The sequence below is a fragment of the Klebsiella sp. CB_Kp196 genome, from assembly GCF_040061575.1.
In the GTDB taxonomy this organism is placed as follows: domain Bacteria; phylum Pseudomonadota; class Gammaproteobacteria; order Enterobacterales; family Enterobacteriaceae; genus Klebsiella; species Klebsiella michiganensis.
In genome coordinates this window covers 72,488-98,899 of record NZ_JBEAFH010000033.1, presented here as the reverse complement: position 1 = coordinate 98,899, position 26,412 = coordinate 72,488, and the positions used below count along the sequence as shown (strand labels likewise).

26 protein-coding genes and 1 other RNA gene are annotated in these 26,412 nt (G+C 55.7%); 16 read left to right on the top strand and 11 right to left on the bottom strand.

Annotated features, from left to right (window positions below; translation table 11 throughout):
• Positions 1-19: 19 nt before the first annotated feature.
• The gene (locus ABLU87_RS07240; protein WP_004125524.1) at positions 20-181 is read left to right on the top strand and encodes a hypothetical protein; all 162 of its coding nucleotides are present in this window, start codon (positions 20-22) and stop codon (positions 179-181) included.
• A gap of 33 nt (positions 182-214) precedes the next feature.
• Here ABLU87_RS07240 and ABLU87_RS07235 read toward each other — a convergent pair whose 3' ends face one another.
• From ABLU87_RS07235 to garP, 6 genes are all read right to left on the bottom strand, one after another.
• A complete protein-coding gene (locus tag ABLU87_RS07235) occupies positions 215-625 on the bottom strand; it encodes a Spy/CpxP family protein refolding chaperone (RefSeq protein ID WP_014226947.1) in 411 nt (136 codons plus the stop codon).
• 470 nt (positions 626-1,095) lie between these two features.
• Positions 1,096-1,474: RNase P RNA component class A (gene rnpB / locus ABLU87_RS07230), an RNA gene on the bottom strand.
• 32 nt (positions 1,475-1,506) lie between these two features.
• Positions 1,507-2,652 (bottom strand): glycerate 2-kinase, encoded by a 1,146-nt coding sequence (gene garK / locus ABLU87_RS07225; RefSeq protein WP_025108329.1) that lies wholly within the window; start codon positions 2,650-2,652, stop codon positions 1,507-1,509.
• A 65-nt stretch (positions 2,653-2,717) separates the two neighbouring features.
• Positions 2,718-3,608, bottom strand: a complete 891-nt coding sequence (gene garR / locus ABLU87_RS07220; RefSeq protein ID WP_004105999.1) for a 2-hydroxy-3-oxopropionate reductase — start codon at positions 3,606-3,608, stop codon at positions 2,718-2,720.
• 28 nt (positions 3,609-3,636) lie between these two features.
• Complete coding sequence (gene garL, locus ABLU87_RS07215) at positions 3,637-4,407, bottom strand: 2-dehydro-3-deoxyglucarate aldolase (RefSeq protein WP_025108328.1); 771 nt, start codon at positions 4,405-4,407, stop codon at positions 3,637-3,639.
• A gap of 28 nt (positions 4,408-4,435) precedes the next feature.
• Positions 4,436-5,770, bottom strand: coding sequence for a galactarate/glucarate/glycerate transporter GarP (gene garP / locus ABLU87_RS07210; RefSeq protein ID WP_032751391.1), 1,335 nt, complete (start codon positions 5,768-5,770; stop codon positions 4,436-4,438).
• 518 nt (positions 5,771-6,288) lie between these two features.
• Between garP and garD the strand changes: the two genes are divergently transcribed.
• Complete coding sequence (garD, locus tag ABLU87_RS07205) at positions 6,289-7,860, top strand: galactarate dehydratase (RefSeq protein WP_014226951.1); 1,572 nt, start codon at positions 6,289-6,291, stop codon at positions 7,858-7,860.
• Positions 7,861-7,911: 51 nt separating this feature from the next.
• Here garD and ABLU87_RS07200 read toward each other — a convergent pair whose 3' ends face one another.
• On the bottom strand, positions 7,912-8,859 hold the full coding sequence (locus tag ABLU87_RS07200; RefSeq protein ID WP_049082256.1) for a sugar kinase: 948 nt from the start codon (positions 8,857-8,859) through the stop codon (positions 7,912-7,914).
• 10 nt (positions 8,860-8,869) lie between these two features.
• Complete coding sequence (locus ABLU87_RS07195; RefSeq protein ID WP_162097181.1) at positions 8,870-9,664, bottom strand: DeoR/GlpR family DNA-binding transcription regulator; 795 nt, start codon at positions 9,662-9,664, stop codon at positions 8,870-8,872.
• A 352-nt stretch (positions 9,665-10,016) separates the two neighbouring features.
• Here ABLU87_RS07195 and ABLU87_RS07190 point away from each other — a divergent pair, with 352 nt between their 5' ends.
• The 10 genes from ABLU87_RS07190 to ABLU87_RS07145 all read left to right on the top strand — a co-directional run bounded on the left by ABLU87_RS07190 (position 10,017) and on the right by ABLU87_RS07145 (position 19,653).
• Positions 10,017-10,871, top strand: coding sequence for a tagatose bisphosphate family class II aldolase (locus tag ABLU87_RS07190; protein WP_014839619.1), 855 nt, complete (start codon positions 10,017-10,019; stop codon positions 10,869-10,871).
• Positions 10,872-10,895: 24 nt separating this feature from the next.
• Positions 10,896-11,810 (top strand): 1-phosphofructokinase, encoded by a 915-nt coding sequence (gene pfkB, locus ABLU87_RS07185; RefSeq protein WP_122116725.1) that lies wholly within the window; start codon positions 10,896-10,898, stop codon positions 11,808-11,810.
• Between the two features lie 10 nt (positions 11,811-11,820).
• Entirely contained in the window at positions 11,821-13,233 is a 1,413-nt protein-coding gene (locus ABLU87_RS07180; protein ID WP_014226956.1) for a PTS fructose transporter subunit IIBC, read from the top strand.
• Positions 13,234-13,243: 10 nt separating this feature from the next.
• Positions 13,244-14,059: an HPr family phosphocarrier protein gene (locus tag ABLU87_RS07175; RefSeq protein ID WP_122116726.1), complete on the top strand. Its 816-nt coding sequence runs from the start codon at positions 13,244-13,246 to the stop codon at positions 14,057-14,059.
• 176 nt (positions 14,060-14,235) lie between these two features.
• Positions 14,236-15,507, top strand: a complete 1,272-nt coding sequence (gene gatZ / locus ABLU87_RS07170; protein WP_122116727.1) for a tagatose-bisphosphate aldolase subunit GatZ — start codon at positions 14,236-14,238, stop codon at positions 15,505-15,507.
• Positions 15,508-15,521: 14 nt separating this feature from the next.
• The gene (gene gatA / locus ABLU87_RS07165) at positions 15,522-15,989 is read left to right on the top strand and encodes a PTS galactitol transporter subunit IIA (protein WP_122116728.1); all 468 of its coding nucleotides are present in this window, start codon (positions 15,522-15,524) and stop codon (positions 15,987-15,989) included.
• Positions 15,990-16,015: 26 nt separating this feature from the next.
• Positions 16,016-16,300 (top strand): PTS galactitol transporter subunit IIB, encoded by a 285-nt coding sequence (gatB, locus tag ABLU87_RS07160; protein WP_004106023.1) that lies wholly within the window; start codon positions 16,016-16,018, stop codon positions 16,298-16,300.
• Positions 16,301-16,305: 5 nt separating this feature from the next.
• Positions 16,306-17,679: a galactitol-specific PTS transporter subunit IIC gene (locus ABLU87_RS07155; protein WP_122116729.1), complete on the top strand. Its 1,374-nt coding sequence runs from the start codon at positions 16,306-16,308 to the stop codon at positions 17,677-17,679.
• A 46-nt stretch (positions 17,680-17,725) separates the two neighbouring features.
• Entirely contained in the window at positions 17,726-18,769 is a 1,044-nt protein-coding gene (gene gatD, locus ABLU87_RS07150) for a galactitol-1-phosphate 5-dehydrogenase (RefSeq protein WP_014226961.1), read from the top strand.
• A 110-nt stretch (positions 18,770-18,879) separates the two neighbouring features.
• Positions 18,880-19,653, top strand: coding sequence for a DeoR/GlpR family DNA-binding transcription regulator (locus ABLU87_RS07145; protein WP_014226962.1), 774 nt, complete (start codon positions 18,880-18,882; stop codon positions 19,651-19,653).
• 64 nt (positions 19,654-19,717) lie between these two features.
• Here ABLU87_RS07145 and ABLU87_RS07140 read toward each other — a convergent pair whose 3' ends face one another.
• Entirely contained in the window at positions 19,718-20,707 is a 990-nt protein-coding gene (locus tag ABLU87_RS07140) for a Fic family protein (RefSeq protein ID WP_014226963.1), read from the bottom strand.
• 4 nt (positions 20,708-20,711) lie between these two features.
• Positions 20,712-21,575, bottom strand: a complete 864-nt coding sequence (gene rsmI, locus ABLU87_RS07135; protein ID WP_014226964.1) for a 16S rRNA (cytidine(1402)-2'-O)-methyltransferase — start codon at positions 21,573-21,575, stop codon at positions 20,712-20,714.
• A 63-nt stretch (positions 21,576-21,638) separates the two neighbouring features.
• Here rsmI and ABLU87_RS07130 point away from each other — a divergent pair, with 63 nt between their 5' ends.
• From ABLU87_RS07130 to dolP, 4 genes are read left to right on the top strand one after another with little or no spacing between them, the layout of a single operon-like run.
• The gene (locus tag ABLU87_RS07130; protein ID WP_102804058.1) at positions 21,639-23,720 is read left to right on the top strand and encodes a penicillin-binding protein activator; all 2,082 of its coding nucleotides are present in this window, start codon (positions 21,639-21,641) and stop codon (positions 23,718-23,720) included.
• A complete protein-coding gene (locus ABLU87_RS07125) occupies positions 23,678-24,064 on the top strand; it encodes a YraN family protein (RefSeq protein WP_014226966.1) in 387 nt (128 codons plus the stop codon). Before ABLU87_RS07130 ends, ABLU87_RS07125 begins: the two co-directional genes overlap by 43 nt.
• 22 nt (positions 24,065-24,086) lie before the next feature.
• Positions 24,087-24,677 carry a DnaA initiator-associating protein DiaA gene (gene diaA, locus ABLU87_RS07120; RefSeq protein ID WP_002918211.1) on the top strand — a complete coding sequence of 197 codons (591 nt, stop codon included), beginning with the start codon at positions 24,087-24,089 and terminating at the stop codon, positions 24,675-24,677.
• A 9-nt stretch (positions 24,678-24,686) separates the two neighbouring features.
• On the top strand, positions 24,687-25,262 hold the full coding sequence (gene dolP / locus ABLU87_RS07115) for a division/outer membrane stress-associated lipid-binding lipoprotein (RefSeq protein ID WP_004125578.1): 576 nt from the start codon (positions 24,687-24,689) through the stop codon (positions 25,260-25,262).
• A 107-nt stretch (positions 25,263-25,369) separates the two neighbouring features.
• Here dolP and ABLU87_RS07110 read toward each other — a convergent pair whose 3' ends face one another.
• Positions 25,370-26,410 (bottom strand): permease, encoded by a 1,041-nt coding sequence (locus ABLU87_RS07110; protein WP_064404317.1) that lies wholly within the window; start codon positions 26,408-26,410, stop codon positions 25,370-25,372.
• Positions 26,411-26,412 lie beyond the last annotated feature (2 nt).

Here is a 26,412-nt window from a genome sequence, read left to right as displayed (position 1 = left end):
GCAGTAAGGGAGTGTGTTAGTGGGCAAGAAGAAAACAAAAAAAGCGGCGCTGGCAGCGTCGCAGCCGCAGCCAGAAACCATGACAACGGTTAGCTTTGGTTATGAAGAGATGTTGAGCGAACTGGAGGCGATCGTCGCAGAAGCGGAGATACGGCTCCAGGAAGAAGAAAGCGTCGCCTGACGTCAATATCGGCCCCGGCCGGGGCCGATAAATTTACTCACTCAGCGCCTGAGCTAAATCTTTTTGGACCTGCTTACGCTGTTCTGGCGTCAGGACCTGATTCACATCAAAATAGTACTTCACGCGATAATAGCGGACCTGCTGTTCGACTTTACTAAACGCCGCCAGCTGATCTTTGACCGCTTTTTCATTCCATTTTCCGGAATCAATCACATCAAATAATACGCCGTCTTTAATATCTTTCTGGGAGATCTGCTGAACGTTTTTTTCCAGCTGCTGGTGCAGGCTTTTAATTTTCGTTACCTGATCCTGGGTCAGTTTTAAGTGTTGGACAATCGGATCCTGCGCCGGGGCTGGCGCAGCGTTAACATCCGCAGCCTGTGCCGCCATTGAGAAGCCCGTAGCGAGGACGGTTGTCACTGCAATGCGAGTCATTAATTTCATTTTTTGTTTTATCCTGATTAATTATCACCGATGTGGCTGGCTATTATTTTTCATAAGCCGATGACGAAATGTAAAAAATAGTTCGCATAAATGTAGTTAAATCAGGAAATACATAACAAACATGAATACTACAATTGAAGTCATTTATTTTAAATATATTAATTAAGCAAGAAGGACGCATAACCGTATGAGTCATAATGCGGTTGATGGCAGACCTGTTTCCCCCATTGTGCCGCTTGCTTTTGGGGGCAGCGTCGTGGACAGTCATTCATCTGTCCTGTATTTCAACCTGCCGTATGAAGCAAAAACCCCCGCCATCGCTGGCAGGAGTTTTGTAAAAAGTTGAAGCTGACCGTTAAGCCGCTTTCTTGTGGGGTATAGCGTCGTGGACAGTCATTCATCTGCCCTCTGTTTCAACCTTTAGCCGAAAACAAAAACCCCCGCCATTTCTGACGAGGGTTTTCTTTGAATGAGGAAGCTGACCGTTAAGCCGGGTTCTGTCGTGGACAGTCATTCATCTAGGCCAGCAATCGCTCACTGGCTCAAGCAGCCTACCCGGGTTCAGTACGGGCCGTACCTTATGAACCCCTATTTGGCCTTGCTCCGGGTGGAGTTTACCGTGCCGCGAACTGTTACCAGACGCGCGGTGCGCTCTTACCGCACCCTTTCACCCTTACCTGATCCCACTTACGTGGGCCATCGGCGGTTTGCTCTCTGTTGCACTGGTCGTGGGCTTGCGCCCCCCAGGCGTTACCTGGCACCCTGCCCTATGGAGCCCGGACTTTCCTCCCCTCCGCCCGTCTCCCCCGAAGAGGACGACGACGAAGCGGCGACTGTCTGGTCAGCTTCGGCGCGAAGTATAGAGGGTTTACCGACGGTTGTCATCCTTCTGTCGCCATCCCAACCTGCAATGTCGCCGCAATATTACGCGACGCATGATAAATATTGTCCGCCGCGCCGCGAAACGCCTCTTCGAGCGTCGTTACGCTGGTCAGCACGCTAAACACCGCATCAATCCCATACTGGTGAACCACGCCGACGTCCCGGGTCAGACTACCGGCAATGCCAATTACCGGCTTATGATACTTTTTCGCCACGTTCGCCACGCCAACCGGCACTTTACCGTTAATACTCTGGCTATCCAGCCGGCCTTCACCGGTCACCACCAGCGAACAATCGAGGATATGCTCTTCCAGATTCAGCGCCTGGGTCACGATTTCAATCCCGCTGCGTAATTCAGCGTTCAGGAACGCCATCAGCGCTGCGCCCATACCGCCCGCCGCGCCCGCGCCAGCAACCTGCTTCACATCGACATGCAGATCGGCCTTAATAACGTCCGCATAGTGCGCCAGGTTGCTGTCCAGCTCGCGGATCATCGCTTCGGTAGCCCCTTTCTGCGGACCAAATATCCTTGATGCGCCAGTATCGCCAGTCAGCGGATTGGTGACATCGCAGGCGACCCGAATAGCGCAATCATGCAGTCGCGCATCAAGACCGGAGAGATCTATCGAATTGAGGCTACACAGACTACCGCCGCCGTTGCCAATCTCCGCGCCATTGGCATCGCAGAGACGCGCGCCCAGCGCCTGAACCATTCCCGCGCCGCCGTCATTGGTGGCGCTGCCGCCAATGCCAATGATGATATTTTTCGCCCCATGATCCAGCGCCTGCAAAATCAGCTCGCCGGTACCGCGCGACGTCGTCAATAGCGGGTTACGCTGAGCGGGCGGAACCAGCCCCAGCCCGCTGGCCGCAGCCATTTCGATAAACGCGGTTTTGCCGTCTCCGGAAAGCCCCCAGCAGGCATTAACCGGAACACCCAGCGGCCCCGTCACGCAGGCGCTCATTTCGGTTCCCTGCGTCGCGGCAATCATCGCCTCAACGGTACCTTCTCCGCCATCGGCGAGAGGAACCTTCACGTAGAGCGCATCGGGGAAAATTTCCCGAAAACCTTTTTCTATAGCCTGAGCAACCTCGGTGGCCGAGAGGCTTTCTTTATAAGAGTCTGGGGCGATTACGATTTTCATAGTTATGTAGCCTGACAGTGCCGCGCGAGGCAAGAATTACAGGGCGCGCATCCGCGCCCTTCTTGTTAGCGAGTGACTTCCACTTTCGCCAGTTTTTCGTAGTAGCATGCAAGCGCGCTGTGGTCGGCGGTACCCAGACCGTCGGCGCGCAGCGCCTGCATCATCTCCATCACCGCGGCGGTCAGCGGCAGCTGGGCGCCCACGCCGTGAGAAGTGTCCAGCGCATTCGCCAGATCTTTGATATGCAGATCGATACGGAAACCCGGCTTGAAGTTGCGGTCCATCACCATTGGCGCTTTGGCATCCAGTACGGTGCTTCCGGCCAGCCCGCCGCGGATGGCCTGATATACCAGATCCGGGTTCACGCCCGCTTTGGTCGCCAACGTCAGCGCTTCGGACATCGCCGCAATGTTCAGCGCCACGATCACCTGGTTGGCCAGCTTGGTCACGTTGCCCGCGCCGATCTCGCCGGTATGCACCACCGAACCCGCCATCGCTTTCAGCAGATCGTAATATTTGTCGAAAATCGCTTTATCACCGCCCACCATCACCGACAGCGTACCGTCGATGGCCTTCGGTTCGCCGCCGCTGACCGGCGCATCCAGCATATCGACGCCTTTCGCTTTCAGCGCTTCGCTGATTTCGCGGCTCGCCAGCGGCGCGATGGAGCTCATATCGATCAGCACGGTGCCCGGCTTCGCGCCTTCAATAATGCCGCCTTCACCCAACGCCACCTCTTTCACGTGCGGGGAGTTCGGCAGCATGGTGATGATCACATCGCACTGCTCGGCAATCGCTTTCGCTGACGCGGCGGTTTCTGCGCCTGCGGCAATCACTTCGGCAATCGCTTCCGGGTTACGGTCAGCAACCACCAACGAGTAACCTGCCTTGAGGAGGTTTTTACTCATTGGTTTACCCATGATACCGAGGCCAATAAAACCAACTTTCATTGTCATGTCTTTATCTCTCTAGTTTCGGTGGTGGTTATTTCTTAAAGGAGTCAGCCAGCTTCTGCGTGGCAGAACGGAAAACGCCCAGGTCGCTGCCGACGGCAACAAAGGTCGCGCCCCATTCCAGATAGCGGCGCGCGTCGGCTTCAACCGGCGCCAGAATGCCGCTCGGCTTACCGTGCTTTTTCGCGCTGGCAAAAATGTGCTGAATAGCTTTCTGCACTTCCGGATGGGAAGCATTGCCCAGATGGCCCAGCGCAGCGGCCAGATCGCTTGGGCCGACAAAAATACCGTCAACGCCCGGCGTGGCGGCTATCGCATCAACGTTATCCACGCCCTGCTGGCTCTCAATTTGCACGAGAATGGTGATGTTGTTGTTCGACTGCGCGAAGTAATCCGGCACGGTGCCAAACATATTGGCGCGGTGCGAGACGGATACACCGCGAATGCCTTCTGGCGGATAGCGGGTTGAGGCGACGGCGTTAACCGCCTGCTCTTCCGTTTCGACAAACGGAATCAGGAAGTTATAAAAACCGATATCCAGCAGACGCTTAATAATCACCGGCTCGTTGGTCGGTACGCGAACGACCGGCGCGCTGGCGCTGCCTTTCAGCGCCATCAGCTGCGGGATAAAGGTTGAGATGTCGTTCGGCGCATGTTCGCCGTCCAGTACCAGCCAGTCGAAACCTGCCAGACCTAAAACTTCGGTGCTAATCGGGCTCGCCAGCGCGGACCAGCAGCCGATCTGAACCTGATGCGCCGCCAGGGCCGCCTTAAATTTGTTCGGGAAGATATCGTTGTTCATCGTTTATACCTTGTCACTTAACCGTTAATTATTTCTGCAGTTCCATGCGTTTGATGTCGCCGACCACAAACAGATAGCAAACCATCGCCATCAGGGCTGAGCATCCGACGAAGACCAGCGCTGCGTTGAATGAGTGCAGCTCGCTCACCAGGTAACCGATAACCAGCGGGGTTACGATGGAAGCGACGTTACCAAATACGTTAAAGACGCCGCCGCACAGGCCGACAATCTCTTTCGGCGCGGTATCGGAAATCACCGGCCAGCCCAGCGCGCCGAACCCTTTACCGAAGAAAGCCAGCGCCATCAGGGTCACCACCAGCGCGGTGTTATCGGTGTAGTTACACAGAATGATGGTGGAAGCCAGCAGCATTCCGAGGACGATCGGCAGCTTACGCGCCACGGTGATGGAAAAACCGCGTTTAATCAGATAGTCGGAGAACACCCCACCCAGCACGCCGCCGGCAAAACCGCACAGCGCCGGAATCGATGCGACCAGACCCACTTTCAGAATCGACATGCCCTTTTCCTGCACCAGATAAATCGGGAACCAGGTGAGGAAGAACCAGGTGATGGTATTGATAAAATATTGGCCGAAGAACACGCCCAGCATCATGCGGTTGGTCAACAGCTGCTTGATATAGTGCAGTTTAGGTCCGCTGGTCGCCGCGCTGCCGGGCTTTTTATGGTCCATATCAACGACGGCGCCGTTCTCGGAGATAAACTTAAGCTCCTCCTGCGTCATGCGCGGATGGTCGGTGGGGTTATGGATCAGTTTTACCCACAGGCCGGTCAGCACAAAGCCAATCACGCCCATGACGGTGAAGACATGCTCCCAACCCCAGGCGAAGGTCAGCCAGCCCAGCAGCGGCGAGAACAGCGCCAGGGAGAAATACTGCGCGGAGTTAAAGATCGCCGATGCGGTCCCGCGCTCTTTCGTCGGAAACCACGCCGCGACGATACGGGCGTTTGCCGGGAAAGATGGCGCTTCAGAGAAACCCAGCATAAAGCGCATAAAAAACATTGAGATACCCGCCCACGCCAGTGGAAACATATCCACAAAGCCTTGCAGGAAGGTAAACAGCGACCAGAAGAACAGGCTGTAAGAGTAGACTTTCTTCGAGCCAAATTTATCGAGCAGCCAGCCGCCGGGGATCTGCATCAGCAGGTAGGCCCAGCCGAAAGCGGAGAAAATATAGCCCATCGAGACCGCGCTCAGCTGCAGCTCTTTCGCCACCTCTGTACCGGCGATCGAGAGCGTCGCCCGGTCGGCATAGTTAACGGCGGTAACAATGAAAATGATCAACAGAATTAAATATCGAGTTGGCACTTCCCTTTTCTGTTCTATCGTTGCATCCAGACTCATCTAATATTCCTCAGGTACAACACACCTTCCATTATTTATTTTGGCGTGATTCTTCATTATTCAGAAATCAATATCAGGAGGTATCGATTTACTTATCCGGCGCATTGCAAGCATGACTCAGTATAATCAGCTTGCGAGCGTTAAACACTGTGCATATAACCTGTAAATGGCGTTTAATTATCGTTATTGTTGTGCAAATGCAATAATCAGTGGGCGCTGTTCCACAGTTCCAGCGATTTCCCTCTTTAACGTATTCGCCCGCGCAGCAATGGGTGATTTAGATCACATTTTCAGATTCAAACACCTGACATTCTCTATTTCATAAATTTGCACATCAGAAATTGAATATACCCTAAATATTTCGAGTTGCATGAAGGCGGCAACGCAGGGAATCCCCAGGAGCTTACTAAAGTAAGTGACTGGGGTGAGCGAGGAAAGCCAACGCACATGCAGCTTGAAATATGATGGGTATAAACGTTTTATTTTATTATTCGCACCTTGCTGGAGAATACTGGACAATGGCTGATATTGAAATTAGACAAGAATCGCCAACGGCGTTTTATATAAAAGTAGACGAAACGGATAACGTGGCGATTATTGTTAACGATCGCGGTTTAAAGGCCGGAACGCGTTTCCCTGACGGGCTCACGCTCGTTGAACATATCCCGCAAGGCCATAAAGTCGCGCTGGTCGATATTCCCGTCCACGGTGAAATCATCCGCTATGGCGAAGTGATTGGCTATGCGGTACGCGATATTCCGCAGGGCAGCTGGATTGACGAATCGCTGGTCGAACTACCGAAAGCGCCGCCGCTGCATACCCTACCGCTGGCGACCAAAGTCCCGGCGCCGCTGCCGCCGCTGGAAGGCTATACCTTCGAAGGCTATCGCAACGCCGACGGTAGCGTGGGCACTAAAAACCTGCTCGGCATTAGCACCAGCGTGCACTGCGTGGCGGGCGTCGTCGATTATGTGGTGAAAATTATCGAACGCGATCTGCTGCCGAAGTATCCCAACGTCGATGGCGTTGTGGGTCTGAACCACCTGTATGGCTGCGGCGTGGCGATTAACGCCCCAGCGGCGGTCGTCCCGATCCGCACCATTCATAACCTGGCGCTCAATCCAAACTTCGGCGGCGAAGTGATGGTGATTGGCCTTGGCTGCGAAAAACTGCAGCCGGAGCGCCTGCTGGAAGGCACCGACGATGTGAAAAGCATCCCCGTGGATAGCGCCAGCATCGTCAGCCTGCAGGATGAGAAGCACGTCGGTTTTAAATCCATGGTGGATGACATTCTGCAGGTCGCCGAGCGCCACCTGGAGAAGCTGAACCAGCGCCAGCGCGAAACCTGCCCGGCCTCCGAGCTGGTTGTCGGTATGCAGTGCGGCGGCAGCGATGCGTTTTCTGGCGTCACCGCCAACCCGGCGGTGGGCTACGCATCCGATCTGCTGGTGCGCTGCGGGGCGACCGTTATGTTCTCGGAAGTCACCGAAGTGCGCGATGCGATCCACTTGCTGACGCCGCGCGCCATCAACGAAGAAGTCGGAAAACGCCTGCTGGAGGAGATGGCCTGGTACGATAACTATCTCGATATGGGCAAAACCGACCGCAGCGCCAACCCCTCCCCGGGCAACAAGAAAGGCGGCCTGGCGAACGTCGTCGAGAAAGCGCTGGGCTCTATCGCTAAATCCGGGAAGAGCGCGATTGCCGAAGTGCTCTCTCCGGGGCAGCGCCCGACCAAACGCGGGCTGATTTACGCCGCGACGCCGGCGAGCGACTTTGTCTGCGGTACTCAGCAGGTGGCTTCCGGGATCACGGTGCAGGTCTTTACTACCGGTCGCGGTACGCCGTACGGCCTGGTCGCCGTGCCGGTCATAAAAATGGCGACGCGTACCGAGCTGGCAAACCGCTGGTATGACTTAATGGATATCAACGCGGGAACCATCGCCACCGGAGAAGAAACCATCGAAGAGGTTGGGCTGAAGCTGTTTGAATTTATTCTTGACGTCGCCAGCGGCCGCAAGAAGACCTTCTCGGATCAGTGGGGATTGCACAATCAGCTGGCGGTGTTTAACCCGGCGCCGGTGACGTGATGGATTAAAGCACGTTATCCCGCTCGTGATGCTTCGGGCGGGATACCTCTGCTATTGATGCGCGTTAAGAAAGTCCTCTATCTGCGCCTTCGTGGACGTTCCCTCCATCGGGCCACGGCGGGAAATCGCCAGAGAACCGCTGGCGTTGGCCCATCTCAGTGCCTCATGCGGCGATGCGCCGGACAGGAACAGGCTGACAAAGGTCGCACCGAAGCAGTCGCCAGCTCCCGTTGGGTCCACGACCGGGACATGAAAACCGGCAACATGATGCGTTTCCCGGGCGCTGAAATAGCTCGCTCCGCGCGGGCCGCGTTTAATCACCACGTGCTTAACGCCGCGCTTTAAAAGCTTATCCACCAGCACCTGTTCATCGCGCCCCGGGTTGAGGCCAAAGTAATCCAGTTCGCCATCGCTGGGCAAAAAGATATCGGTGTAATCAAGGATATACTCAAAAGCCTGCGACATTTCGGGGATATTCAGCATCTCTTTACGGATATTCGGATCGAACGAAACCGTGCCGTTGCGCGCTTTGATATTTTCAATCGCTTTACGCATCGCGTCGATCATGCGAAACGAAAACAGCGAAGAGCCCATAATGTGAAAATGGTTGCACTGGCTAAGCAGAGTGTCATCAATATGGTCAGCGGTTAGCAGACCGCAGGCGCTGTTTGGCATGTTAAAAATAAAATCGCGCTGCGCCTGGCTGCGGTAGCTCACAAAAGCGCTGCCGGTGGTCGCCTTTTGCAGTATGGCGATGCCATTAATATTCACGCCGTCGCTTTCCAGCCGCGCGATATTCATTTCACCAAACGCATCGTTGCCGACGCAGCTAAAAAGCACCGACCCTAACCCCAGCTTTGCAACCTGATCGGCGAAAATTGCCGGCGCGCCGCTGGGATATGGTCCCCAAAACTCTCCCGGGCGCGAAAAGCCCTGGTTCTCTTCTTTTGCCAGAAACTCCACCAGTAGTTCGCCGATGGTGCAAATGGTCACATTCATCATCGCTCCTTTACTTTGCCTTTTGCAAAGCAGGGTTGAGCCATGTCAGGCACTCGTTATTGGTATAGCTGTTAGTCAGGCCAGCGGCGAGAAGGCGGGCATGATACTCCGCGGCGACAATCTGCGGCGTCACGATGCCGCTAATTTGCTGCAAATCGCCAATCGGGTAGCGCTTGTCGCCATAGACCGGACGATGCGCGACGACCGCAATCGCCCTCTCACTTTGCGCCACCGCTTCGCTCAGCAGGCGGGCGCTGGCTTCCTGTCTGACGCTTAAGGTGCCATCTTCAGCAATGTGGTCGACAGCGATCAGCGCTCGCGAGGGACGATAATGACCCAGCGCGCTCAGCGCCAGATCGCCTTCGACTATTTTGCCGCTACTCCCCAACACACCGCCGAGCAGCACGGTTTCTCCGTTCAGGAACTCCTGCGCCAGTGGCACATGCGCCAGGTCGTTTAATAGCAGGCAGAGCTCGTCATAACCGGCAAGGAAAGGGATCACTTTGCGTAAGATTGATCCCTGCCCCAGGAACAGCGTTTCGCTATCTTCGATCTGTGCGGCGATCTGGCGCGCCATTTCGGTCTCCAGCGCTTTGTCCGTGGCAACCGGGGCTTCCTGAGCCAGGGCGACCGGAGCGCCCGCCTGGGAAGTATAGATTGCGCCGCCAAACGAGCGCTTCAGGTAGCCCTGCTGTTCAAGGTAGTTCAGGTCGTTACGGATCGTTACCCCTGAAACAGCCAGCATTTCAGCCAGGTCGTCGACTTTGATCTCTCCGTTCTTGCGCACGATCTCCGCGATGTCCAGGCGCCTTTTCAGCAGACTTGTAGACGGTTTTGCCACAGTGTTGTGCCTTCTTATTTTCTCCCAGAATAACTTTCATTTTTAAATTTCCCCGCTGCATTGTCAAACGCAAGGCCTTCCATACCTGTTTCACATCGATTTAAAAACATTTAATTCAGTAAGTTACATAAAACATCGTCATTTAAGGTACTTTTAAAAAAGAAAACAAACAAGACTATATAACTTTCATTTTTAAAATTACATCACTGTTGTGTGCGATTGATCACAACAATACGTCGAGACGATCGCTACATTACTTTCAAAATGAAGATTCAAAACACAAAAGCACTTACAACATGAAAGCAAAGGAGAACGAATGTACATTATTTCGAGTAAAAACATGCTGTTGAAAGCTCAGCGCCACGGCTATGCCGTTCCCGCCTTTAATATCCACAACCTGGAAACGATGCAGGTGGTGGTAGAAACCGCCGCCGAACTGCGTTCTCCGCTGATCCTTGCCGGCACCCCGGGAACTTATAGCTATGCAGGAACCGGGAACGTGGTGGCGATCGCTCGCGATCTGGCTAAATACTGGGATCTTCCCTTAGCGGTCCACCTCGATCACCATGAAGATCTGACCGATATCACGCATAAAGTGCAGGCCGGTATCCGCTCGGTCATGATCGATGGTTCACACTCGCCTTTTGAAGAAAACGTCGCGTTAGTCAAGAGCGTGGTTGAACTGAGCCATCGCTATGATGCCAGCGTTGAAGCCGAACTCGGCCGTCTGGGCGGCGTGGAGGATGATTTGGTGGTCGATGCAAAAGATGCGCTGTATACCAACCCGGAACAGGCGCGCGAATTTGTCACCCGCACCGGCATCGACTCGCTGGCGGTGGCTATCGGTACGGCGCACGGCATGTACGCCGCAGAACCCAAACTCGATTTTGAGCGCCTCGCCGCCATTCGCGATCGCGTTGACGTCCCTCTGGTTCTTCATGGCGCATCCGGGCTGGCCGATAGCGATATCCGCCGGGCAATCTCTCTGGGCGTGTGCAAAGTCAACGTCGCTACCGAGCTGAAAATCGCGTTCTCCGATGCCCTGAAGCAGTACTTCGAGGAAAATCCGGACGCTAACGATCCGCGTCATTACATGAAACCGGCCAAAGCGGCGATGAAGGATATCGTACGCAAAGTCATTCACGTTTGTGGCTGTGAAGGACAACTGTAATTTTCGGATCGAAGGAGCAATGTCGTGATCCATACCCTGACACTCAATACGGCAATCGATATGAATATCTTTTGCGATCCGCTGAAGCCGTCGGCAGTGAACCGAACCCGGCACACCGAATATTGCCCGAATGGCAAAGGAGTGAACGTTTCGCTGATATTAAATCACTATCAGCAACCCACTCACATTATGGGTATTTTCGGTGGTTTCACTGGCCGTTATATCGTGGAAGAGTTACGTCAGAAAAAAATTAAAGTGACGCCGACATGGGTATCTGAGCCAACCCGAATTAATATTTTTATAAATGACGGCGCAGAGGAATATAAGCTCGTTAACCCCGGTGCAAAAATTGATGACGAGTGTAAACAGCAGGTTATTCATCATCTGCAATGCGTCACCTCCGGGGATTATTTAGCGATCAGCGGCAGCCTGCCGCCGGGAATTGAAAGCCGGTTCTATAGCGAGATCATTGAATTATGTCAGCAGAAAGGCTGCGAGATTATCCTCGATATCAGCCATCCGGTTCTGCGCCAGCTGCTGGAATTACGGCCATTGTTGATCAAACCCAACGATGACGAGCTGCGGGAAATATTTGGTCTCGACGTCAGCGACCATCAGCAGGTACGCGAAGCTATGCGTACCCTGCATCAGTTGGGCGCTCGCAACGTGCTGCTGACGATGGGTGCGGAGGGCCTCTACTTTTCCGATGGCGCAAGCGTGTGGTTTTGCTCCGCACCGAAAATTGACCTGGTCAGCTCCGCCTGCGCCGGCGACGCCGCGCTGGGCGCCTTTCTCAGTAAATGGCTTAACGAAGACGATGTCGCTCACGCCCTGGCACTAGCCAGCGCGACCGGCGCCGACGTCGCCGGTTCCGCCGGATTAGGAAATTTACAACGCACAGAAGAATTATTACAGCAAATTCAGGTCGTTCAATTATAAAGGTCCGATTATGAAAAAAATTATTGCAGTTACCGGCTGCCCTACGGGTATTGCGCATACTTTTATGGCTGAAGAAGCCTTAAAAACCGCAGCGAAGAAATTAAATGTCGACATTAAAGTGGAAACCAACGGGGCTTCCGGCGTTGAAAACGCCATTACCCCCGCGGATTTAGAAGATATTTATGGTGTAATTATTGCCGCCGATAAAGACGTTAACGCCGAGCGATTTAATGGTCTGCCGGTCATTGAGGTTCCGGTTAAAGAAGCCATTCATCATCCGGTCGATTTAATTAATAAAGTGATCGGCGGCCAGGCGTCGCGCCGTCAGGGTATTTCTTCCTCGCCGGAGTCACCGGAGAAATACGCGCAAGAGTCTTTCGGACGCCAGGTTTATAAGCACCTGATGAGCGGCGTGTCCAACATGCTGCCGTTTGTGGTTGCCGGGGGGATTTTAATTGCCATCTCCTTCCTGTGGGGTATCTACTCAGCCGATCCGAACTCGCCGCAGTATAACGTTATTGCCGCGACGCTGATGAAAGTAGGCCAGCAGGCCTTCTCAATCATGGTGCCGATTTTTACCGCTTATATCGCCTGGTCTATTTCCGGCCGCCCCGGTATGGTTGCGGGCTTCGTCGGCGGCTTACTGGCCAACGCGACCGGCGCAGGCTTTCTCGGCGGGATTATCGCTGGTTTCGCCGCCGGTTATTTTATGTTGCTGATCCGCAATATGCTCAACGGCCTGCCGCGTCAGTATGAAGGGCTGAAATCGATCTTCATTATGCCGCTCGTTGGCGTGCTGGTAATAGGCGTGATGATGGTGCTGCTGGGTCAACCTGTCGCCGCCATCAACAACGCGATGATGAACTGGCTGAGTTCATTACAGGAAGCAAACCCGATTCTGCTGGGCATTGTGGTAGGCGCGATGTGCTCCTTCGACTTCGGCGGTCCGGTGAATAAAGCCGCCTACGTCACCGGTACGCTGCTGCTTGGCCAGGGGAACTACTTCTTTATGGCCGGGGTTTCCGCCGCCTGTATTACGCCGCCGCTGGTTATCGCGCTGGCGACAACCTTCTTCCCGAAAGGCTTCAGTGAAGAAGAGCGCGCCGCCGGGATGGTCAACTATATCCTCGGCTGCACCCATATTACTGAAGGCGCTATTCCATTCGCCGCGAAAGATCCTTTACGCGTCATCCCCATGATGATGATCGCCTCTTCCATCTCTGCGATTCTCAGCTATAGCCTGCAAATCCAGGTTCCTGCTCCGCACGGCGGCTTCCTGATCCTGCCGCTGGTAAGTAAACCGCTAATGTGGGTGCTGTGTATTCTCGCCGGTTCCGCCTGCGGCGCGGTCATGCTGGGATGCTGGAGGCTATGGCAAAAACGGACCCAGGAAGCAGCGACGCTTGCCGGTGCCATTAAATAAGGAGCTATTTATGCAACTGACTTGCGCAGATATCCATTTCGATCGCGCGATCAAAACGAAAGATGAAGCGCTGCAACGCGTCGTTGGCAGATTAACCGAAGCCGGGCATACCACGCCCGCTTATCTGAACGGCATGCGCGAACGCGAAGGACAAATCAGCACGTATCTTGGCAACGGTATTGCCATTCCTCACGGCACGCCGCAGAGCCGCGATGCGGTACTGAAAACCGGTGTCAAAGTACTGGCTTGCCCGCAGGGGGTGGATTGGGGAGAAGAACAAGCGGCTTATCTGATTGTGGGGATCGCCGCGCAGGACAACGAACACCTTGATATTCTTCGCCAGCTTACCCACGCCCTGAGCGACGAACGCGTACCTGCAGCGCTATCGCGCGCTGAGAGTCCGCAGGCGGTGCTGGAGATTCTGGCCGGCAATATCTTCCCGGCCGAAGGGGAAGAGATTGAACCGCCCCCGGCGTTCGATGAAGAGGCGACTTTTACCCTGCGCAATCCCCACGGACTGCACGCGCGGCCAAGCGCTGTACTGGTGAAAGCGGTGAAGCAGTGGCGATCGCAAATTCGGGTGGAAAATCTCGACACCCGTTCCGCTATTGTTGACGCCAAAAATCTGATGCGGGTGGTTTCTCTCGGCGCAAAACAGGGACATCGGCTGCACTTTATGGCCAGCGGGGAAGATGCCCATCAGGCGCTGGAGGCTATCGGTACGGCCTTTAATGCCGGATTAGGCGAAATTGCCGCTCAACCGCAGCAGGTGGTTCAGCCAGCAGAAAAGCCTAAACGGAGCTGGATTTCACGAATATTTAGTTAAATTTCAATAAATTAAAAACGCTCTGCCGTCATCGCCAGAGCGTTTTTTTATCTTTAACTTTCGTAACATTACGTTTTATCTTTCTTTTTTTCGAGATTGATCACAAATCAAAACAAAGGAGTTTGCGGGCAAAACAAAACATAACGAATATATTCGAAAGAAAACGGAGGTTTTAAATGAAAGATATTATTTCCCGCCACAAAGCTGGCGAACACATCGGCATCTGCTCAGTTTGTTCCGCGCATCCGCTGGTTATCGAAGCCGCGTTACGTTTCGATCTGCATACCAACAACAAGGTTCTTATCGAAGCAACCTCTAATCAGGTTAACCAGTTTGGCGGCTACACCGGAATGCAGCCTGCGGACTTCCGTGATTTCGTGAATAAAATTGCCCGCGAAGTCGGTTTCCCGTCAGAGCGCATCATCCTTGGCGGCGATCATCTCGGGCCGAACTGCTGGCAGGGCGACCCCGCCGCCGAAGCGATGGAAAAATCGGTCGATCTGATTAAAGCCTACGTCGCCGCGGGCTTCAGCAAAATCCATCTCGATGCCTCAATGTCCTGCGCTGACGATCCGGTACCGCTGGACCCGGCCGTCGTCGCCGAACGTGCCGCTCGCCTGTGCCAGGCCGCGGAAGAGACGGCAACCGACGCGCAGAAACGCCATCTGACCTACGTCATCGGCACCGAAGTTCCGGTTCCCGGCGGCGAAGCCAGCACCATCGGCAGCGTCCACGTAACCCGCGCCCAGGATGCGGCGGCAACGCTGGAAACCCATGAAGCCGCTTTCCGCAAGCTGGGTCTTAACGCAGCGCTGGAACGCGTCATCGCTATCGTGGTACAGCCCGGCGTTGAGTTCGACCATACGCAAATTATTCATTACCAGCCAGAGGCCGCCAAAGCGCTCTCCGCGTGGATCGAAGGCACGCCGATGGTCTACGAAGCGCACTCGACTGATTACCAGTCTCGTCAGGCCTACCGGGCGCTGGTGCGCGACCATTACGCCATCCTGAAAGTTGGCCCGGCGCTAACCTTCGCGCTGCGCGAAGCCATTTTTGCCCTCGCGCAAATGGAAAATGAGCTGATCGCTCCGGAATCCCGCAGCCGCGTGATGGAAGTGATTGATGAAGTAATGCTTAACGAGCCGGGCTACTGGAAGAAGTACTACCGCCCGACCTGGAGCCAGGCAATGGTGGATATCCACTTCAGCCTGTCCGATCGCATTCGCTACTACTGGCCGCATCCGCGTATTCGCCAGAGCGTGGAAAAGTTAATTGCAAACCTGACCGAAACTAAACTGCCGCTGGGCCTTATCAGCCAGTATATGCCCGTGCAGTTTGAACGACTGTCGTTAAACGAACTCGCCGCCGTGCCGCACGACCTCATCCTCGACAAAATTCAGGATGTGCTGCGTGCCTACCGTTACGGCTGTTCATCCGAAATCGCCTGAAGTAAAGAGGATTTATGAGTCAATTTTTTGTTCGTACCGGCATTCATTTTAGTTCCAGCCGGCAGGCGCTGGAGCACATTGGCGAAGAGATGCTGGCGCGCGGCGTTGTGCACGACAGCTATCCACTGGCGCTGCTCGAACGAGAAGCAACTTTCCCCACCGGCATTGCGCTGGAGCAGCACGCGGTCGCGATTCCCCACTGCGAGGCGGTACATGCGAAGTCTCCGGCTATCTACCTGATTCGCCCGGACAACCCGGTCCCTTTTCAGCGTGCTGACGACGACGGCGAAATCGACGTTTCGTTAATCATCGCGCTGATTGTAGAAAATCCGACTGCACAGCTACAGCTGCTGCGCCGGTTATTTAGTGAGCTACAAAACCCGAACACGCTTGAAGCATTGCTGGCTGCCTCACAGGAGCAGCTGCCCGAGCTGTTTCGGCACTCTATCCTTGAGTCAGAGCCCAGCGCTCAGGCTTTATAACAGACTGATAATAAAAGGGGTACCCTATGAAACGTAAAGTAATCGTCGCCTGTGGCGGCGCTGTCGCCACCTCGACCATGGCCGCAGAAGAGATCAAAGATCTGTGCGCGGACCACAGCATCGAGCTGGACCTGGTGCAGTGTCGGGTGAATGAAATCGAAACCTATATGGACGGCGCGCACCTCATCTGCACCACCGCCCGGGTTGACAGAACCTTTGGCGACATTCCGGTGGTTCACGGTATGCCTTTCATTTCTGGCGTAGGCATTGAAGAACTGCAGCAAAAAATCCTGAACATCCTGACGGAGTAACGCCCATGTTTAGCGAAATCATGCGTTATATCCTCGACCTTGGTCCAACGGTGATGCTGCCGATCGTGATCATCATCTTCTCCAAAATACTGGGGATGAAGCTCGGGGACTGTTTTAAATCAGGCCTGCACATCGGGATTGGTTTCGTCGGTATCGGCCTGGTTATCGGCCTGATGCTCGACTCCATCGGCCCGGCGGCGAAAGCGATGGCGGAGCATTTCCAGATTAACCTGCACGTGATTGATATTGGCTGGCCGGGGTCGTCGCCGATGACCTGGGCCTCGCAAATCGCGCTGGTGGCGATTCCCATCGCCATCGCGGTCAACATTTTCATGCTGGTCACCCGAATGACTCGCGTCGTGAACGTCGACATCTGGAACATCTGGCATATGACCTTTACCGGCGCAATGCTGCATATCGCGACCGGTTCTTACTGGATTGGGATTCTTGGCGTAGTGGTGCATGCGGCTTTCGTCTACAAGCTCGGCGACTGGTTTGCGAAGGATACCCGCGACTTTTTCGGCCTCGATGGTATTGCTATTCCGCACGGTAGCTCGGCGTATTTAGGGCCGATAGCGGTGCTGGTCGATACGATTATCGAAAAAATTCCCGGCCTGAACCGCATCCACTTCAGCGCTGACGACATCCAGAAACGCTTCGGTCCGTTTGGCGAACCGGTCACCGTCGGTTTTGTAATGGGTCTGGTCATCGGCGCGCTGGCGGGCTACGACCTGAAGGGCATCCTCCAGCTGGCGGTGAAAACCGCGGCCGTCATGCTGCTGATGCCGCGCGTCATCAAACCTATCATGGATGGCCTGAACCCGATTGCCAAACAGGCGCGTAAACGTCTGCAGGCGAAGTTTGGCGGCCAGGATTTCCTGATTGGTCTCGATCCGGCGCTGCTGCTTGGTCATACCTCGGTCGTATCGGCCAGCCTGATCTTTATTCCGCTAACTATTCTGATCGCGGTTGTGGTGCCGGGCAACCAGGTCCTGCCGTTCGGCGATCTCGCGACCATTGGATTCTTTGTCGCCATGGCGGTGGCGGTACACCAGGGGAACCTGTTCCGCACGCTGATTTCCGGGATCATCCTGATGGGGATAACGCTATGGATTGCCACGCAGACCATCGGCATGCATACCCAGCTGGCGGCTAACGCCGGGGCTCTGAAGACGGGCGGCCTTGTGGCCTCTATGGACCAGGGCGGTTCACCGGTTACCTGGCTGCTCATTCAGCTCTTCACCTGGCAAAACGTGGTGGGTTTTGTGGTTATCGGCGTCATCTATGTTGCCGGCGTGCTGTTGACGTGGCGTCGGGCGCGCAGCTTCGCCGCCGCAGAGAAAGCCGCCGTCGCGCAACAAAGCCCGGGCGTTTCTTAATCTCAAGGGGGAGCATCCGCTCCCCCGGACATTTCTGGAGAATATTATGCAATCAGTGGTTATCCATGCTGAGGGGACAGTGCGCGTTGAAGAACGCCCGATACCGACTCTACAAACGGAAAATGATGTCCTGGTCAAAGTCGTCAGCTCCGGATTGTGCGGTTCCGATATTCCGCGCATCTTCGCCAAAGGCGCCCACTACTATCCCATCACCCTGGGTCATGAGTTCAGCGGCTATGTTGAATCTTACGGCTCAGCGGTGACCGACCTGCAGCCGGGCGACGCGGTAGCCTGCGTGCCTCTGCTCCCCTGCTTTAACTGCCCCCAGTGCCAGCGCGAATACTTCTCTCTCTGCAAACAGTACCAGTTTGTCGGTTCGCGCAGCGAAGGCGGAAATGCGCAGTACGTGGTGGTCAAACGCGCCAACCTGTTCCGTCTGCCGGACCAGATGCCGATTGATGACGGCGCGTTTATTGAACCGATGACCGTCGGCCTGCACGCCTTCCATCTGGCTCAGGGCTGCGAAGGGAAAAACGTCATTATTATTGGCGCAGGCACAATCGGTTTGCTGGCGTTGCAGTGCGCCCGCGAACTGGGCGCCAAAAGCATTACGGCAATCGATATCAACCCGCAGAAGCTGGCGCTGGCAAAAACGCTCGGCGCAACGCACGTCTTTAACAGCAAGGAGATGAGCGGCAAACAGATTCAAACGGCGCTGGAAGAGATTCAGTTCGACCAGCTGGTGCTGGAAACCGCCGGTACGCCGCAAACCGTGGCGCTGGGCATTGAGGTCGCCGGACCGCGCGCGCAGCTGGCGCTGGTGGGTACCTTGCACCATGACTTAACGCTGCCTTTCGCCACCTTTGGCCAGATTCTTCGAAAAGAGCTGACTATTGTCGGCAGCTGGATGAACTACTCGGGCCCGTGGCCTGGAAAAGAGTGGCAAACGGCGGTTCGCCTGCTGACGGAAAAACGCATTCAGCTTGCCCCGCTTATCACCCACATCGGCGATGCCGAAAGCTTTGCCCGCGAAGTCCAGGCGCTCAACGGTGCGCCGATGCAGGGGAAAATCCTGCTTAAACTCTCCTGACCAACTGAGCCAGCAATCAGAGCTGGCTCACATAACCTTTCGAAAATTATCGTTCAACTTTCATTACCCTTCGATTACACTAAGATCAGTTAATTATCAGGCAAATTAATATGAACTCATTCGAGCGAAGGAATAAAATTGTCGAAATGGTCAATGCGCAGGGTAGCGTATTGGTGCTGGACCTTTCGAATCTCTTTGGCATCTCCGAAGTGACAATCCGGGCCGATCTCCGTTTACTGGAAGAAAAAGGGTTACTCACCCGCTTTCACGGCGGTGCCGCAAGGCCCGGCAGCAATTTGACCGAAGGAGATAATCTGGAAGTGGTGCTTGAAGATCGTTATCAGTTGGCCAGCGATCCGAAAAAACGGATAGCCCAGGCCGCGGCGGCGATGATTAGCGAAGGCATGACGGTGATCCTGGATAGCGGCAGCACTACCCTACTGATTGCCGAGGCGCTGGTACGTATGACCAATATCACGGTGATTACCAACAGCCTGCCCGCGGCGTTTACGCTATCCGAAAACAAAGATATCACCCTGGTGGTCTGCGGCGGCACCGTACGCCACAAAACACACTCCATGCACGGTACCATCGCCGAACGTTCTCTTCAGGGCATCAGCGCCGATCTGATGTTCGTCGGCGCAGACGGCATCGATACCACCAACGGCATCACCACCTTCAACGAAGGTTACTCCATCAGCGGCGTCATGGCCGCCGCGGCACATAAGGTCATTGCCGTGCTGGACGCCAGCAAATTCAATCGCCGCGGGTTCAATCAAGTTCTACCGATGGAGAAAATAAACTGCGTGATTACCGACAGCGAAATAAATGAAGAACATCGGAAGGCATTAAAAAGTACCGGGATTGAGTTACACATCGTATAGAAAATAAGGCAGATGCGGTGACATCTGCCCTATTGACCATCACGTTTTGTACGCTGATAACCCGCTAAAGAATGCGCCAGGCTCCCCTTTTTTTTGCGCCGGTCCGCTGTAATCTTCCCTTTTGCTGCAGCGTCTTCAGATACCGCTCAACGGTTCTGGCAGAAACATCTATTTCCTGAGCCATGTCTTTCGCGGTGCGCGTGGGTTCTTTAGACAAAAGCTTGAGGATCCGTTCCTCAACGGCCGCCAGCATTTCCACTTTTTCTTCCGACATTTCTTCCGACAGAGAAGCTGTTTGTCCTATGCCATCTTTCAACGCGATAACCATATTTTCCAGCATAAATTCAATAAACGGCGTGCTGTCACTCTGGCTATCACACATCCCTAAAACCTGGTAATAGCGCTCCTGCTGATAATGCATCAACGTTTCAACTGGTAGCCAGGCAAGCTCCGCGCGCCATTGGCTAAGAATTAAGGTTTGCCACAGGCGTCCCATTCGGCCATTACCATCGGCAAATGGATGGATAAACTCAAATTCGTAGTGGAAGACAGCTCCAGCGATAAGCGGATGAATGTCAGTGACTTTCAGCCATAGCAGCAACTCGTTTATCAAACGCTCGACCTGAGAGGCGGGGGGAGCCATATGAACCAGTCTGGTATCCCGGAAGATCCCTAAATCACCGTCACGCAGCTGGCCGGGGTTATCAACCAGCCCTATCATCAGCGTCCGGTGGGCGGTCAAAAGATCGGTTAACCGGTGGCTTTTCCATGTAGGCATTTTTTCATATGCCAGAAGAGCGTTTCTCACTTCCTGAATATCTTTTGCTGGCGCAAGAACACGTTTACCCTCCACTAGCGCAGTGACCTGATCGGTACTCAGGCTGTTATGCTCTATCGCCAGCGACGCCTGAATCGTACGAATACGATTCTCTTTTCGCAGAAGGGGGGAGGCTCGTCCCGTTTGAGCTGACCAGTGCCCTAACAGCTCACCAATCTCAACAACCAGATTGAGAATGGCAGGAGTAATGCTAAACGGCGGCTGGTAATGACTCATGAGATTAGTCTCCCTGCTGCTCCAGGGCATACTTATACAGGGCGTTTTTCTTCACGCCGTGGATTTCCGCAGCCAGCGCGGCGGCTTTTTTCAGCGGCAGCTCAGCCTGCAGCAGGGCCAGCGTACGCAGCGCTACCGCCGGCAGCGCCTCTTCCTGCGCTTTAAAACCTTCTACGATCAGCACCATCTCACCTTTACGGCGATTTTCGTCCTCTTTCACCCATGCCAACAGCTCGCCGATCGGCGCGCCGTGAATCGATTCCCAGGTTTTGGTCAGCTCACGCGCCAGCACCACGTAGCGGGACTCCCCCAGCACAGCGCAGATATCCTCCAGGCTTTCCAGCAGACGGTGGGTAGACTCATAAAAAATAATCGTCCGCGGCTCTTCTTCCAGCGCCTTCAGCGTGTCACGACGCCCTTTGGATTTGGCAGGCAGAAAGCCTTCATAGCAGAAGCGATCCGAAGGAAGACCCGCCGCGCTCAGCGCCGCAATCGCCGCACAAGGGCCAGGCAGAGGCACCACACGGATATTAGCTTCACGGCAGGTGCGCACCAGATGATAGCCGGGATCGTTAATCAGCGGCGTTCCGGCGTCGGAAACCAGCGCGATGTTTTGCCCCGCTTTAAGCTTCGCGACCAGCGTTTCCGCCTTTTGCTGCTCGTTGTGGTCATGAAGCGCGAATAAACGGGCGTTGATCGCAAAATGCTGCAGCAGCAAACCGGTATGGCGGGTATCTTCCGCTGCAACTAAATCAACGGCTTGCAACACTTCCAGCGCGCGTTGCGTGATATCAGACAGATTCCCTATCGGAGTGGGCACAATATAGAGCTGTCCCTGAGAATTATCTGCTGATTCGTGTTGTTTCATTGTCTCGTCCGTATTGCCGAATTAATATTGAGCATTGAGCCAAAAAAATATCACTGGACACATATGGTACCGTCAACATTTCTTCGTTCTAAACCCGTGCGTTGTCTGCCCGTACTGCTGGCCGCGCTGATCTTTGCCGGCTGCGGTACCCATACTCCGGATCAAAGTACGGCGTATTTGCAGGGTACGGCTCAGGCAGACTCCAGTTACTATCTGCAACAAATGCAGCAAAGCACGAATGATAGCAAGACCAACTGGCAATTACTCGCCATTCGTGCACTGCTGAAGGAAGGTAAGAAACCGCAGGCGATCGACCTGTTCAACCAGCTACCGTCTAATCTCAACGGTGCGCAAAGCCGCGAAAGGTCGCTGCTGGCGGTAGAAGTGAAGCTGGCGCAGAACGATTTCCAGGGCGCGCAGACGCTGCTCAGCAAGCTCGACCCGGCAAGCCTTGAGGAGAACCAGCTGCCCCGCTACTGGCAGGCGCAAATTGACGCCAGCCAGGGTCAACCCTCGCTGAACCTGCTGCGGGCCCTGATTGCCCAACAGTCGCTGTTAAGCCTGCCTGCGCAAAAGCAGAAAAACATCGACGCGACCTGGAAAGCGCTCACCGCCATGACCAAAGATCAGGCCAACGCGCTGGTCATTAACGCCGATGAGAACGTCCTGCAGGGCTGGCTGGATCTGCAGCGCATGTGGTTTGATAACCGCAGCGATCCGACGATGCTCAAGGCGGGAGTGAAAGACTGGCAGACTCGCTACCCGCAAAACCCGGGGGCGAAAATGCTGCCGACGCAGTTAGTGAATATGCAGAACTACCAGGCCGCATCGATCAATAAAATCGCCCTGCTGCTGCCGTTAAACGGCCAGGCGGCAATTTTTGGCCGCACGATCCAGCAGGGCTTTGAAGCGGCGAAGAACGGCGCGCCTGCCGTTGCAGGAAGCGCAGTACCCGCCCAGGTCGCCCAGGCGGCGAACGTTGCCGAAAGCGCCGTAGTCAGCCCATCGCAGGCGGAGGTCACCGATCTGACGACCACCAATAACGCTCAGACTCCGGTACAGGCGCCAGCGGCCGACCAGGCGCAAACCGCGGCGCCGGTCACCGCGCCGGCGGTAGTACAAGCCCCGACGCCGGAGGCCACCAGCCAGCCGGCGGAAGCGCCGCAGGCTCAGGCCGTCGCCGCAACGCCAGCCAACCCTTCCGCAGAACTGAAAATCTACGACACCACCACTCAGCCAATGAGCCAGCTGCTGGCCCAGGTGCAGCAGGATGGCGCGACCATCGTCGTCGGTCCGCTGCTGAAAGATAATGTCGAAGATGTCATCAAGAGCAATACCTCGCTGAACGTGCTGGCGCTCAATCAGCCGGAAAAAGTCGAAAGTCGGGCCAATATCTGCTATTTCGCCCTCTCGCCGGAAGATGAAGCCCGCGACGCGGCGCATCACATTCACGATCAGGGCAAACAGACTCCGCTGCTGCTGGTGCCTCGCGGCGCCCTGGGCGATCGGGTGGTTACCGCCTTCGCCAACGAGTGGCTGAAGCTGGGGGGCGGTACCGTCCTGCAACAGCGCCTGGGCTCCACCGCCGAGCTGCGCGGCAGCGTCAACAGCGGTATTTCGCTAAGCGGTACGCCGGTCTCAACCCTGCCGTCAGCGCAAGACAGCGCCCTGGGTAGCCCGAGCGATGTGCCGGTCAGCAGCACCGGCGGCGTCGACGCCGCGTATATCCTGGCCACGCCGGAACAAATCGCTTACATCAAACCGATGATCGCACTGCGTAACGGCAGCCAGAGCGGCGTGACGCTCTACGCCAGCTCCCGCAGCGCCCAGGGGACTTCCGGACCGGACTTCCGTCTGGAGATGGAAGGTCTGCAATATAGCGAGATCCCGATGCTGGCGGGAAGTAACCCTGCCCTGCAGCAGCAGGCGCTGGCCGCCGTTCGTAACGACTACTCGCTGGCGCGCCTGTACGCCATGGGCGCCGACGCCTGGTCCCTTGCCAACCATTTCTCGCAGATGCGCCAGGTTCCCGGCTTTGAGCTGAACGGCAATACCGGCGATCTCACGGCCACTCAGGATTGCGTGATCAACAGGAAACTGTCATGGCTCAAATACCAGGGTGGGCAAATCGTCGCGGCCAACTAAGTAAACAGACCGGCGATGCCTGGGAAACCCAGGCGCGCCGCTGGCTGGAGAGCCAGGGTCTGCGTTTTATCGCCGCCAACGTCCGCGAGCGCGGCGGCGAGATAGACCTCATCATGCGCGACGGCAGCGTCACCGTCTTTGTCGAAGTACGCTATCGTCGCAGCGCAAACTACGGCGATGCCGCCTCCAGCGTGACGCCGCAAAAGCAACAAAGACTGCTCAAAGCCGCGCGTCTGTGGCTCTGCCGACAGAATGGGAGCTTTGAGACTGTGGATTGCCGTTTCGATGTGGTAGCCTTCACCGGAAACGACATCCAATGGCTAAAAAACGCCTTTGGCGAATAGCGTAAACGAATTAAGGGATCCCGTGCTCGACAGAATCAAAGCCTGCTTCACCGAAAGCATTCAAACCCAAATTGCAGCAGCGGAAGCACTCCCGGACGCCATCTCCCGTGCGGCGATGACGCTCGTTCAGTCGCTGCTGAACGGCAACAAAATCCTCTGTTGTGGTAATGGCACTTCCGCCGCCAACGCACAGCATTTTGCTGCCAGTATGATTAACCGTTTTGAAACAGAGCGTCCTGGTTTACCCGCCATTGCACTAAATACCGATAATGTGGTCTTAACCGCAATTGCCAACGATCGCCTGCATGACGAAATCTATGCTAAGCAGGTGCGAGCGTTGGGACACGCCGGCGACGTGCTGCTGGCGATTTCTACGCGCGGCAACAGCCGGGACATCGTGAAAGCCGTGGAAGCGGCGGTCACCCGCGATATGACTATCGTGGCGTTAACCGGTTATGACGGCGGTGAACTGGCTGGCCTGTTAGGGCAGCAGGACGTCGAAATCCGCATTCCGTCGCATCGCAGCGCGCGAATTCAGGAAATGCACATGCTCACCGTCAACTGTCTGTGCGATTTGATCGATAACACGCTTTTTCCACACCAGGACGATTAAGGAGAACACATGAAGGCTCTCTCGCCCCTCGCCATTCTGCTGTCTGCGCTACTGCTTCAGGGATGCGTTGCTGCCGCGGTAGTCGGAACGGCAGCAGTCGGCACTAAAGCCGCGACGGACCCGCGTACGGTAGGTACTCAGGTGGACGACAGCACGCTGGAACTGCGCGTTAACAGCGCGCTGTCGAAAGATGAACAAATTAAGAAACAGGCCCGCATCAACGTGACCGCCTACCAGGGCAAAGTTCTGCTGACCGGGCAGTCCCCAACGTCCGATCTCTCCGCGCGCGCGAAGCAAATCGCTATGGGCGTAGAAGGTACGACGGAGGTGTTTAACGAAGTGCGTCAGGGCCAGCCGATCGGCTTAGGAACCGCGTCTTCGGATACCTGGATCACCACCAAAGTCCGCTCCCAGCTGCTGGGTACCGACCAGGTGAAATCCTCCAACGTGAAGGTGACAACCGAAAACGGTGAAGTGTTCCTGATGGGTCTGGTCACCGACCGTGAAGGACGCGCGGCGGCGGATATCGCCAGCCGGGTGAGCGGCGTGTCTCGCGTCACCACCGCCTTTACCTATATCAAGTAAGCGTCTCTGCCTCCCGGCCTGCGCCACGCTGAGCCGGGCTACGTGTTCACCGTTGGCTGTGGGCCGGTAGCCCGGACAGGCGCGCAGCGCCGCCTCCGGGAAGATCATCAGAGTAAAGCGACGCCCCCAACCACCGCGCCGCACAGCGCCACCAGCCCGCCGGTCAGCCACAGCGCCTTCGCCGGGAACGCTTTACGCAGCATAATCAGTGACGGTACGCTGACAGCAGGCAGCGTAATCAGCAGCGCCAGCGCGGGCGCCATGCCCATACCTGCCAGCATCATGGTCTGCACAATCGGGATCTCCGCCGCCGTCGGTATCACAAACAGACAGCCGGCAATCGCCATGGCAATCACCCAGAACAGCGTATTCTCCACCACGCCATCGGCGTGAGGGAATAGCCACACCCGCGCGGCGCCCAGCACCAGAACCGCCAGAATATAAACCGGGATGGTATTCCAGAACAGCGTCCACAGCGCGCGCAGCCAGCGGCTGAAGAAGCCTTCCTGCGCGGTTTCCGCAGGCAATTCAGGCACATCTGCGGGCTGCGTCGCCGCTTCTTTCACCCATTTCTGAACCAGCGTGGCGACCACCAGCACAGTCGCCAGTCCCGCCAGCAGGCGAATCAGCGCAAACTGCCAGCCCAGCACGAAGCCCATAAACACCAGCGTCGCCGGGTTGAGCAGCGGATTGCCCAGCCAGAATGCCAGCGCGCCGCCCATGGATACCTGCTGTTTACGCATTCCCGCAGCCACCGGCGCGGCGCAGCAGGTGCACATCATCCCCGGCAGAGAGAACGCGGTCCCCAGCAGCGTACCGCGAAAACGCGATTGCCCTAACGTGCGCCACAGCCAGTCACGCGGGATCAGCACCTGAATGAGCGATCCCAGCAGCACGCCTAATACCGCCGCTTTCCATACCGCCAGGAAATAGACCAGCGCGTAATCCCAGGCCGCAGCGAAAGGATTCGCATCGCTATTTGCAAGAATGGATTTGCCGATACTGTGCGTCTCAGCGGCGGTAAAGGCTTTGCCGTAATAGGGCTGCCATTTAACGAACCACAGACCAACGATAACGACGAGAAAAAACAGCGCGGGCTTCCACCATTGAAACGGTGCTGCCGCCTGAGATGAAGACTGACCAGCCATAG